Origin of the sequence: Blautia sp. MSK.18.38 (assembly GCF_024460535.1) — a bacterium.
Taxonomy (GTDB): domain Bacteria; phylum Bacillota; class Clostridia; order Lachnospirales; family Lachnospiraceae; genus Blautia_A; species Blautia_A fusiformis.
Genome location: NZ_JANFYP010000002.1, coordinates 84,932 through 96,593, shown reverse-complemented (window position 1 = coordinate 96,593; position 11,662 = coordinate 84,932). Strand labels below are relative to the sequence as shown.

The 11,662-nt window shown below is 45.9% G+C and carries 11 protein-coding genes; 8 read left to right on the top strand and 3 right to left on the bottom strand.

Annotated features, from left to right (window positions below; translation table 11 throughout):
* The first annotated feature begins 152 nt into the window (after positions 1-152).
* Entirely contained in the window at positions 153-1,535 is a 1,383-nt protein-coding gene (locus tag NE638_RS01880; protein WP_173745713.1) for a hypothetical protein, read from the top strand.
* Between the two features lie 235 nt (positions 1,536-1,770).
* Here NE638_RS01880 and aroD read toward each other — a convergent pair whose 3' ends face one another.
* From aroD to NE638_RS01865, 3 genes are all read right to left on the bottom strand, one after another.
* Positions 1,771-2,532 (bottom strand): type I 3-dehydroquinate dehydratase, encoded by a 762-nt coding sequence (aroD, locus tag NE638_RS01875; protein ID WP_147603348.1) that lies wholly within the window; start codon positions 2,530-2,532, stop codon positions 1,771-1,773.
* A gap of 37 nt (positions 2,533-2,569) precedes the next feature.
* Positions 2,570-3,448: a shikimate dehydrogenase gene (locus NE638_RS01870; protein ID WP_173745712.1), complete on the bottom strand. Its 879-nt coding sequence runs from the start codon at positions 3,446-3,448 to the stop codon at positions 2,570-2,572.
* Positions 3,449-3,670: 222 nt separating this feature from the next.
* Positions 3,671-5,668, bottom strand: a complete 1,998-nt coding sequence (locus NE638_RS01865; RefSeq protein ID WP_173745711.1) for an oxidoreductase — start codon at positions 5,666-5,668, stop codon at positions 3,671-3,673.
* A gap of 385 nt (positions 5,669-6,053) precedes the next feature.
* Between NE638_RS01865 and NE638_RS01860 the strand changes: the two genes are divergently transcribed.
* The 7 genes from NE638_RS01860 to NE638_RS01830 all read left to right on the top strand — a co-directional run bounded on the left by NE638_RS01860 (position 6,054) and on the right by NE638_RS01830 (position 11,626).
* Positions 6,054-6,557, top strand: a complete 504-nt coding sequence (locus NE638_RS01860; protein ID WP_092069605.1) for an NUDIX hydrolase — start codon at positions 6,054-6,056, stop codon at positions 6,555-6,557.
* 341 nt (positions 6,558-6,898) lie between these two features.
* Positions 6,899-7,264, top strand: coding sequence for a BMC domain-containing protein (locus tag NE638_RS01855; RefSeq protein ID WP_015527035.1), 366 nt, complete (start codon positions 6,899-6,901; stop codon positions 7,262-7,264).
* Between the two features lie 11 nt (positions 7,265-7,275).
* On the top strand, positions 7,276-7,707 hold the full coding sequence (locus NE638_RS01850) for a BMC domain-containing protein (RefSeq protein WP_015527036.1): 432 nt from the start codon (positions 7,276-7,278) through the stop codon (positions 7,705-7,707).
* 18 nt (positions 7,708-7,725) lie between these two features.
* Positions 7,726-8,256 carry a EutP/PduV family microcompartment system protein gene (locus NE638_RS01845; RefSeq protein ID WP_021652307.1) on the top strand — a complete coding sequence of 177 codons (531 nt, stop codon included), beginning with the start codon at positions 7,726-7,728 and terminating at the stop codon, positions 8,254-8,256.
* A 129-nt stretch (positions 8,257-8,385) separates the two neighbouring features.
* On the top strand, positions 8,386-8,568 hold the full coding sequence (locus NE638_RS01840) for a hypothetical protein (RefSeq protein WP_015527038.1): 183 nt from the start codon (positions 8,386-8,388) through the stop codon (positions 8,566-8,568).
* The gene (locus tag NE638_RS01835) at positions 8,561-10,012 is read left to right on the top strand and encodes an alanine/glycine:cation symporter family protein (protein ID WP_173745710.1); all 1,452 of its coding nucleotides are present in this window, start codon (positions 8,561-8,563) and stop codon (positions 10,010-10,012) included. The genes NE638_RS01840 and NE638_RS01835 overlap by 8 nt, the downstream gene beginning before the upstream one ends.
* 3 nt (positions 10,013-10,015) lie before the next feature.
* Positions 10,016-11,626, top strand: a complete 1,611-nt coding sequence (locus NE638_RS01830) for an amidohydrolase (protein WP_173745709.1) — start codon at positions 10,016-10,018, stop codon at positions 11,624-11,626.
* Positions 11,627-11,662 lie beyond the last annotated feature (36 nt).

Sequence of the window (11,662 nt, the reverse complement as noted above, 5' to 3'; positions counted from 1 at the left end):
GATGACTGAATCTGTGCAAAACAAAGTTCCAATTCGGGAACGATTCCCGGATTGGACTTTACCGTTTTTGAAAATGTTTGTTAATTAACAAACTTATAAAATAAAAGATACTATATATGTATTATCAAAAAAAACGACAAAGGAGAATCGTTATGGCACGTGCAGCAAGACAGCGAAGAGAACACGAACTGCCCTACATTCCGTTTGGGCCATTTCAGATTCGTTTTCCGTTTATTCACTATAAAATTGAGTCCGTAGAGTTTATCCAGGGCCTGATCCTCGGGGTTACGGCACTGGCGGCGGTTCCTTATCTGGAACAATATCTGGGATTGCCTTATGAGCTGGCATGGAGCTGTGTGATCATAGAGACCATGCTGTATATGCTACACAGCTTACTTGGTGATCCGGTTGTACCGGGATGGATCACACCGACCCTTCCGCTGACGATCGTATTCCTGGAAGGCTTCCCTATGGGAAAAGAACGTATCCAGGCAATGATCGCCCTGCAGATGCTGGTTGGTCTCGTGTTCATATTTATGGGCATCACCAAGCTTGCGGATAAATTTGTCCATGCAGTACCAAATTCTGTTAAGGGTGGTATCCTTCTTGCTGCGCCGGTGACGGTTATGGCAGGACAGCTGGGAGAGGGCGGCAACATGCATAAGTATCCGCTGGCGATCGTTGCCGGTGTAGGCCTTCTGATCCTGATCAGCTTTTCAGATAAATATCAGGAGAAGAGAAAGAACAACAAATTCCTGGATCTTGTTGCCAGGTATGGAAACCTTTTCCCGTATCTGATCGCCATGGTGGTAGGTCTTCTTGTAGGAGAACTGGATGCGCCTGGTTTGGAGCTGGGAACCTTTATCAAGATCCCGCAGTTCAAAGAGATCATCTCACAGGTAAGTATCTTTGGTGTGGGAATCCCGCCGGTCTCCATGTTTGTCAAAGCGCTTCCTCTGGCACTTGTATGCTATGTTATCGCATTTGGTGATTTTGTTACCACAGAGACACTGGTTACAGAGGCACGCCAGTCCAGAGATGATGAGTACATTGATTTCAATTCCAGCCGTTCCAACCTGGTCAGCGGCATCAGGAACCTGATCCTTTCCGTCATTGCCCCGTTCCCGCCGCTTTCCGGTCCGTTATGGGTTGGAATGACAGTATCTGTTTCCATCCGTTACAAGGAGGGAAAGAAAGCTATGAAGTCTCTGATCGGCGGTATGGCATCCTTCCGTATTGCAACGTTTTTAAGTGTGCTGATCATTCCGGTTGTAAGCTTCTTCCGTCCGATCTTCGGAGTCGGTTCCTCCATTACTCTGATGTTTCAGGCCTTTGTCTGTGCAAGGATCGGTATGGATTACTGCAGAACAGACCGTGACAAGATGATCGCAGGTGTTATGGCAGCGGTGCTTGCAACTCAGGGAACTGCATGGGCATCCGCATGGGCCCTGGCTGTAGGCTTCGGCCTGAATATCTTCCTTTCAAACTGGGACCCCAGAAAGAAAGAGGAGAATGCCATCGAGGATAAAAATTGATCAGAGGAATAACAAAGATATAAAAAAAGAAAAAGAAGAAGTGTGCTGGATGGGTCAGCACACTTCTTCTTTTTGTCATGAGATTTGTTGTTTTTAATTATTATTTTAATAGATTTGCTATTATGGGATTAAAATTGCAAAAATTTGTTACATCAATTGGGTTTAAAAACTGGTTTATAATTCGCGTTCTGTTACAAAAATCTACCGTAGATCCTTTTTATGGGAGGTTACAGGATCACAGGCTTTTGTGGATAATGTCAAGAACCTGTGCAAGCTCGTTGACATTGATCTGTCCCGGTGCGGAAGCTTTGGTAGCTGCACCGAAGGTAAGGGCGGAACCGAAGGTTTCGCCGGCGAGACGGCTGACAACACCGGTACCTGCCATGGACATGGTAATGATCGGGCGGTCGGCGAACTGCTCGGACATTTCCAGCGTGGCACTTAAGAGTGTAAGCACGTCCTGTTTGTTTCTTGGCATAACAGCCATTTTCGGGATATCTGCGCCATAGTCCTGCATCATGCGAAGACGGCGCACGATCTCATCCTTCTCAGGAGTTGCGTCAAAATCATGGTTGGAAGCGATGACCTTTACGCCATAGCTGTGTGCTTCCTGGATCATGCTTTTTACGATCTCCTCACCTGTGAAGGCTTCTACATCAATGAGATCTACATAGCCGCTTTTTGCGACAGCCATGTTGAGTGCTTTGTAAGCTTCGTTGGAGATCGCTTTTTCTCCGCCTTCTTTTGCAGTACGGAAGGTGAAGAGGATCGGAGTGTCCTTTAAAACGGTCTGGAGATCTTTTGCCACATCCAGAACCTTGTCTGTGTCAAAAACGTCCTCAAACCAGTCAACACGCCATTCCACAACGTCTACGGGGATCCTTGCGAAGGTCTCTGCCTCAAGGAGGATATCATCCTTTGTCTGTCCCACGATCGGGACACAGATCTTCGGTCTTCCCTCTCCGAGTGTGATATTTCTTACCTGAACTGTTTTCATAATGGTCCTTTCTGATACGACAGGAACAGATAGCAGTTTAGTCGTCGTATCTGATGTTAAGAATCTCTTTCATATGTTCGATCGGCATCGGTTCGCCGGTCCACAGTTCAAATGCAGCGGAGCCCTGGAAAAGCATCATGCCAAGGCCGTTCATTGTCTTGCAGCCAACTTCCTTTGCCATAGAACGCATAGCAGTTTCAAGAGGGGAGTAAGGCACGTCAACAACGATAAGCTCCGGGCGGAAGTAAGACTTGTCCGGAACAACGGACTGACCTTCCAGTGGTTTCATTCCAACACCTGTCGCATTTACGAAAATATAACTGTCAGCCATTTCTTTTTTCAGCTGGTCAAGATCTGCCAGATCATAGAGAATAGCATGGCTTGAAGTTCTGGTGTTGATCTTTTCTACCGTAGATACTGCACGGCCCCAGAATTCATCTTTGCGGTTGAAGATCACGATCTCGCCTACACCGTCAAGTGCTGCCTGGATCTCGATAGCAGTTGCGGCACCACCTGCACCTACGATGGTCATTTTCTTTCCGATGGCGTTGATGTTATTGTCTTTCAGTGCTGCCATAAATCCGATACCGTCTGTGATATGGCCTGTAAGATGACCATGATCATTAACGATGGTGTTTACAGCGCCGCACATTTCTGCTGCCGGTGAAAGCTCGTCAAGGTACTGGCCTACCAGAGTTTTGTTCGGCATGGAAACGTTGGAACCTCTCATTTTCAGAGTACGGATTGCTTTTACAGCATCCTCGATCTCGTCTGCACCAACCTCAAATGCAAGATATGCATAATCATAGCCAAGCTTTGCAAAAGCTTCATTCTGCATGGCAGGAGAGCTGGAGTGGCGGATCGGATATGCCATAAGACCAATCAGTTCGGTATGTCCTGTAATTCTTTCTGACATGGTAATAACTCCTCTCATTGGTAAAATCTGGATGAAGATTTGTCTTTTTTAAACCTCCCACCACATAGATCTGAAGAAGTTGCGGACATTCTCCGGACGGCTGCGGGGGAGGAAGACGTGGAAAATCTATGTTACGGATCACCGAGTGAACTGTAACAGATCTATATACACTTTCCGGTAGAAGGATTGAAATGTTCCCGGAAAGGGTATAGCGGAAAAATATTAAAGGTATCCCTTCTGCTCAAGAATGGTAAGGATATTGCGTCCTTCCTGGGTACCGTCAATGATTCGTCTTGCTCTCTGGCTGTCGCCGATGTTCATGATCTCAACATCCTCAGAAGAAAATTCCTCTGTGAGGTTCTGGTAAAGCTGTCCCTGAGCTCTCATTCCGAGACATACGAAGCCGTACTCAAATGGAAGCTCATAAGGCTCACCGTCGCCCCTGACAAGGAAGGAAGAATCCTTAACCTCAAGGAGAGCAGTTTTTGTAAGCTGATGTACATTGTGTTTTTTCATCATGGTCTTTGTGTCATTTTTGCTTACCGGGTCAAGATCACGTCCGATCTGATCCATCATCTCAACGATAGAGATGTCTGCGTTTCTGTCAGCAAAGAATTCCACAACATCAAGACCTACAGCACCGCCGCCTACAACAACAACCTTTTTGCCTTCCAGATCCTTCGGAAAATCATTAATGTGGCTGATCATACCAAGAATAGAATAAATATTATGGTTCTCGTTGTCAATACGATCCTTTAGTCCTGCAATCGGAGGCAGAAGCGGAGCGGAGCCGGTGGAGCTTACGATGATATTCGGATGGAACTTGCGGATGTTTTCCGGTGCTCCTTCTGTGTTTTTGAAGATGTAAAGATTATCAAGCTGTTCAGCACGATGCATGAGATAGTGCGGGAAATCAGCAAGACGGTTCTTTGCAGGGATCTTTGAAATCAGAGATGCAAGTCCGCCAAGCTCATTGCCTTTTTCCAGAAGGAAGGTATTGCATCCAACCTCTGCGGCTGTACAGGCAGCTTCCAGTCCGGCAGTACCGCCGCCGATAACGACCACGTTGCAGTTTTTATTTACATGTTTTTTCTTATATACATCGCCCTCAAGAACAGATGGGTTTACAGTACAGCGGATCGGACGGTTTACACCGATACGGTTTCCGGCACAGCCAACGTTACAGGAGATACATTTGCGGAGGTCACACTCATGACCTGTGGCAACCTTGTTTACCCATGCAGGGTCTGCAATCAGACCACGGCCCATACCGATCAGGTCTGCATCACCGTCAGCCAGGATACGCTCAGCAACCTTCGGGTCACGGACATTACCCATGGAGATACATGGCTTGTTGAATTTTTCTCTTACGGCCTTTGCCATGTAGGAACGCCATCCGTCCGGGAGATAATTTGCATCGATCTGGTACTGGATGGAACCGTTAAGTCCGCAGGAAACATCAAAGATATCAACCTCTTCCTGAAGATAATCCAGGTATTCCAGAGTATCCTCCAGTGTATTTCCGCCCTCCATCAGCTCATCCGCACTGAGACGGAGCATGATCGGGAAGAAAGGTCCTACCTGTTTTCTTACCTCATCGATGACCATACGGCAGAAACGGGTACGGTTCTCAACAGATCCACCGAATTCATCGGTACGCTTGTTTGTGATCGGGGAGAGGAACTGACTGATCAGATAGGAGTGTCCTGCATGGATCTCTACCGCGTCAAAGCCAGCTGTCTGTGCACGTTTTGCAGCCTCACCGTATTTTTTTACGATGTGAAGGATCTCATCTTTGGAAAGAGGACGCGGGATCTCGCCGCCTTCCTTGGATGGAACATCGGATGCGGAAACCGGCTGCATGTTAATTCTGGAAGAAATTGCAGAAGCACCTGCATGGTTGATCTGGATCGCGATCTTTGTTCCATATCTGTGGATATTTTCACAGAATTTGAAAAGACGTGGCAGATAGTTATCATGATCGATGCGCAGCTGTGTGGTTCCGTTGGAGCCCTGCGGGGAATCGATGCTTGCGTTCTCTACGATGATGAGACCTGTGCCACCCTTTGCACGCTGCTCATAATAATTGATATGAAGAAAACTCATTTCGCCGTTCTGTTCACCGTAGTTGGTGCCCATCGGCATCATAACAATACGGTTCTTGATAGTCATATTTTTAACGGTTAATGGGGAAAAAATATGCGGATAATCATTCTTCATCTGAAAAAACCTCCCTGGTTATTTTAAATAGAATCGTTTGTTTGTGTTAATTATATAACAGAATAATCTATAAAACTAATTCATAATACGAGCGATATAATAAAAATAATCTATAGATTTTTGCATATCATCTTTCAGGCTGCAGGTACTTGCATGTTTATAATGTGAAAAAAACAGATGCAGAAGGATAACTGGTTACTGAGAACGGAGTGAACGGTAGCGCTAACTGGAAAATGGTATCGGATCCAGGGGTTTACATATATGATTTTAACGTGTTATCATAACAAATAAAAAAGATACAGAAAACGGAGAAACGGGCAGGCTGAAACGGATCAAATGTAAGACTGTATTTCCGCGTTCTGTAAAAAGACAGGAGATAGATAAAATGGAATTCTGGGATATTTACGATGCAGATAAGAAACCGACAGGACGAACTATGAAGCGCAATGACTGGTGTTTAAAGGATGGAGAGTATCATCTGACAGTTTTGGGCGTGGTAGCAAGACCGGACAAGACCTTTCTTATTACCAAACGTGTGATGACAAAGGCCTGGGCTCCGGGCTGGTGGGAGGTTTCCGGCGGTGCAGCCCAGGCAGGAGAGGCTTCCCGTGATGCAGTACTCCGTGAGGTGAAAGAGGAGACCGGACTGGACGCCAGTGAGGCAGAGGGCGGATACCTTTTTACATATAAAAGAGAGAATCCGGGGGAAGGAGATAATTACTTTGTGGATGTGTACCGTTTTGTCATGGATGTGGAGGATAAGGATCTGAAGCTTCAGACAGAAGAGACAGACGGATATATGTTTGCAACCCTGGAGCAGATCCGGGCGTTTGCCGCAGAGGGAAAATTCCTACATTATGACAGTATTAAGAAGGTGTTTGAGTTTTAAGCAGATTTTTGAATGATTTTTATCCTGATGTGGAAATAGATGTTGTTTTCTGTGGATTTATATTTCAATTAACGTTGTTTTTTGCCTTATTTTCGAAGAATTGTATTGACATTAAGAGGCTCAGATAGTAAAATTTAACGTAGGGAAATTATAAGCCGGATGAACAGAGTCCGGCTTATCGAATATTACGTACGTCGAGAACATCTGACGCATCAAATTATGTTTTGCACAGCTGAACTTGATGCAGTAATTTCTGAGAGTGCTATAGATCAATCGGGAAGAATATAGCAGTAATTAAAAAAATGCTGTAATACGAAATTTTTGAAAGCGAGGAATCATCAATGGCGGATGAACATAGAGATCAGATCAGAATCGTACAGGAAACCGTAGCCGGTAAGGAGATCACATTTGCCCATATCATGGGTGGTCCGGCACCTATCATATATCAGAAGCTTGGACTGAATCCGCAGGTGGACTATGGATCATCTGCAATTGGTATCATGAATATGACACCTTCCGAGTCTGCTGTGATCGCATCCGATATTGCTGTGAAGAGCGGTAATGTGTATCTTGGATTTGCAGACCGTTTTACAGGAACACTGATCATAACAGGAGAGATTTCCGATGTGCAGACTGCAATGGAGGAGATCGTGGATTATTTCCGTGATACTCTGGGATATGTAGTATGCAATATCACCAAGCGATAAGGAAGTGTACCATGGAAGAACGGATAACGAAGGAAGAACTGCTGGAGAGGCTGTTTCATGATGATTATGAGAACCTTAAGGGAAGAAGACTTCGGCTGACCCGGGTGAGAGTACCTGGAAAGGAGCTTTCCTTTGCACATGTTTTTACACCAAGTGATAAATCTGTTTATGAGAATCTTGCGTTACATATCGGTGTTCATGAAGGTGAAGATCACAGAGGAGATGCCATCGGCATGGTCCGTGTCACACCCTGGGAGGCAATCGTGGTTGCGGCAGATGTTGCAGTGAAGGCAGCTCATGTGGAAGTAGGATTTATGGATCGTTTCTGTGGGACGCTGATCCTGACAGGCGGTTTTACGGAAGTGATGACAGCTGTGGAGGAAGTGGTACGATTTTTCCATGAGACATTGAAATTCGATGTCTGTAAGATCCACAGAAGCTGAGGCAGGACGGGATAAAAAATGAAAAAAATTTTTCTGATGGGTCGAAGTGAAGCCGGCAAAACATCCCTGACACAGGCGCTTAAAGGGGAAGAGCTTCATTATCATAAGACTCAGTATACCAATACAAATGAAGATACTATTGATTCACCGGGAGAATATGCGGAATCCAAGCATTTCAGCGTAGGACTGGCCTGCTTTTCCTTTGAGGCGGATGTGATCGCCATTGTACAGGCAGCCAATGAGCCATTTAACCTGTTTAGTGACGGCAGCAGGAATTTTCTACTACGGCCGCTGATCGGGATCATCACCAAGGTGGATTCTCCCCATGCCAACATTCCCATGGTCAGACAGTGGATGGAGAACATGGGTTGTGAACGGATCTTCATGGTAAATAACAAGACCAGGGAAGGCATCAGTGAGCTGATGGATTATCTGCAGGATGATCTCCCGAAGCTTACGCTTGAACAGGCGAAATTCAAGCAGAGCCTTGGCCTTAACGAATGGGATTCCATGCCGGAAGGGGTGGAGTATCCGGAATCCATACGGTAAAATAGTAATATTCACGAAAAATGAATAAAAATACAAAATTCAAACAGAAAAAGTAGAAATTCCTCCGGAACTGTGATATACTGTCATTGTTTGGAAGATTCGTGGGCTGAAATGTAAGATCCCCAGAGCATGAAGGATAAAGAGGATAGAAACGGGGCTCGCAGATATATGGCAGAAGAGCTGTATGTCGGGAACACCGGGTATCCGTATCTGCCTTCATGTTCCGGGGATTTTTTATATTCTATACACAGATTTTCCGAATGGATGCAAAAGACAAAAAATAAGAAGGACAGGAGAGGAAAAGATGTTTGAATTATTTGAAAATCTGACCAACTGGCTCTGGGGACTGCCGTTGCTGATTACGATCCTCGCTACAGGCGTATATCTGACAGTACGTTCCGGTTTCTTCCAGTTTCGCCATTTTGGTTACATTGTGAAAAACATGTTCAGTAAAGAACGTCGCCAGGAAGGCGGAGATGACGGAAAGAGCCTGACACCGTTCCAGGCTATTTCCATTGCGATCGGAGGTACTGTTGGTGTATCCAATATGTCCGGTGTTGCAACGGCCATTGCAACAGGAGGACCTGGGGCATTATTCTGGCTCTGGATCGCGGCGCTTCTTGCCATGGTCATCAAGATGGCAGAGGTAACACTTGCTGTATACTACAGAGAGAAACAGCCAAACGGTGAGTACCAGGGAGGCCCGACCTACTACATGCAGAAGGGTCTTGGCGGAGAGAAAAAGCTTCCCTTCTGGAAACTTTTTGCAGTACTGTTCGGCGGCTGTATTTTCATGACATGGTTCATTACTTTGCAGAATTATACAGTATCAGAGGCTGTCGGAAGTACCTTCCACCTGCCGTACATCGTACCGTCACTTTTGTATGTGGCAGCGATTTATCTGATCATCATCGGCGGTGTAAAGAAAGTCGGCGTGATCTCTTCCTATATGACACCGATCATGTGCATGCTTTACATTGTAGGCTCTCTCGCAATACTGGTAGTGAATTTTGACAAACTGCCGGAAACCTTTGGAATGATCTTCAAGGGCGCATTTACAACACAGGCGGCAGTCGGCGGATTTATGGGAGCCGGTGTTGCAACAGCAATGCGTCTTGGATTTGCCCGTTCCGTATACAGCAACGAGGCAGGCTGGGGAACCTCTCCTATGATTCATGCTTCCGCAAAGACAGATCATCCTGTAAAACAGGGACTGATGGGAGCATTTGAGGTATTTGCAGATACTATCGTAGTGTGCTCCATGACAGGTCTTGTTGTTATTACCACTGGCTACTGGAATTCAGGACTTCAGGGATCAGAGCTGACACTGACAGCATTTGAGTCCGGAATGGGCTCTGTTGCGAGAGCACTGATCGCGATCAGTATCTTCCTTTTCGGACTGACAACATCAACCGGATGGTTCACCTACTACAGCGTGATCCTGAAGCACTGGCTGAAAAATAATCAGAAGGTTCTGAAGATTGCAGAGAAGGTTTTTATCCTTGGAACACCATTATGGGGTCTTCTGGTCACAGTGCTTACTCTTTACGGAAACGGAACACCGGCGCAGCTGTGGGTAATTGCAGACTTTACAACCGTATTCCCTACATTTGTAAATGTTGCCACATTATTTATCTTAAGTGGTACTTTCTTTAAACTGCTGAAGGATTACAAGGCGCGTTACATGGGAATTGGAAAGGTAGACAAGGATATGGCACTTTTCTACGAGGATAAAAAAGAAAAAGAGGAAAAATAAACAGTGGATACAATTTTTTTTAACGGATGTATAAGAACACTGGATGACAGTGAAAAAGTGGCAGAGGCTGTGGGAATCGAAAATGGTCGGATCGTTTTTGTGGGAACTGATAAAGAAGCGGAAGCTTTTTCCTGCAAAAAACGGATCGACCTTAAGGGAAGGCTGATGCTGCCCGGTTTTGTGGATACACATATGCATATGCTGCATTATGCATTTGTGGAAAGATCTGTAAAACTGTTTGACTGTACAAGTGTTGAGGAAATGCTTGCCGCAGCAAAAAAAAGACTGGAGGAGAGCAAAGGTCAGAAGCTGACCTGGCTTTACTGCAGAGGCTGGAATGAGGAGCATTTTGATAAGCCACGCTATCCGCACAAGGATGAGCTGGATGCGCTCTCAACGGAAATCCCCATCATTATGGTGCGTGTCTGCGGGCATGTGGCTGTGTGCAACAGCTGCGGTCTGGAGCTTCTGAAAAAAATCCCGGAGTTCCCGGAGATTGCGAAGGAGGTTGACCTGGATACCGGACTTCTGAAGGAAAATGCAGTACAGTTTTATTCTTCCGTATTGGAAGCACCATCCCAGGAAGAAGTGGAAGGCTACATCAAATACAGTGCGAAGAAGCTGAATGAATGTGGATTTACAGGTGTACAGTCCGATGATCTTGCCTCACTTCCGGGGAAAAACTGGCGTCGGATCATGGCCTCCTACAAGGCACTGGATGCCAGAGGGGAGCTGAGTATCCGCCATTATGAGCAGTGCCTTTTTGAGCGGGCGGAGGATGCGAAGGCTTTTATTGAGGAAGGATATCGTACCGGACAGAGGGGGGATCACTTTACTGTCGGACCAATGAAGCTGATCCAGGATGGTTCCCTTGGTGCAAGAACTGCGGCCATGAATGAGCCTTACGAGGATTCGCCGGGAAATACCGGGATCATCACATTCAGTCAGGATGAGCTTGACGATCTGTTTGCTTTTTTTGACCAGCATCAGATGCAGGCAGCGGTACACTGTATCGGCGATCGTGCCATGGATATGGTCATTGAGGCAGCTGCGAAATCTCTTTACCGGAAGGATAATAAAAAGGGCAGACATGGTATCGTACATTGCCAGATCACCAATCCGCGTATTTTGCAGGGGATGAAAGACCAGGATCTTCTGGCATATATCCAGCCGGTATTTATCGATCTGGATATGAACACAGTGGAACCTGCCATCGGCGCACACCGTATGGATAAGGTGTATGCATGGAAGAGCATGCTGGATATGGGAATCCATACGTCCGGCGGTTCGGATGCTCCTGTGGTAAGCTTTGATGCCATGGAGAATATTTATTTTGCAGTCACCCGCAAAAATATCAGCGGTCAGCCACAGGAAGGCTGGATCCCCTCCGAAAAAATGTCTGTAGATGAGGCGGTGAAGCTTTTTACAAAAAACGCAGCTTACGCTTCCTATACAGAAGACGAGAACGGAACCATCGAAGTGGAAAAAAATGCAGACTTCGTAGTTCTGGAGAAAGATATTTATAAGATTGATCCGGATGAGATCAAGACCACGAAAGTGGATATGACAGTTCTTGGCGGTGAGATCGTTTATGAGAGAAAAGTAGAAGAATGACGGCAGTATAAAAAGAAAAAAGTGAGAGGCAGAGTC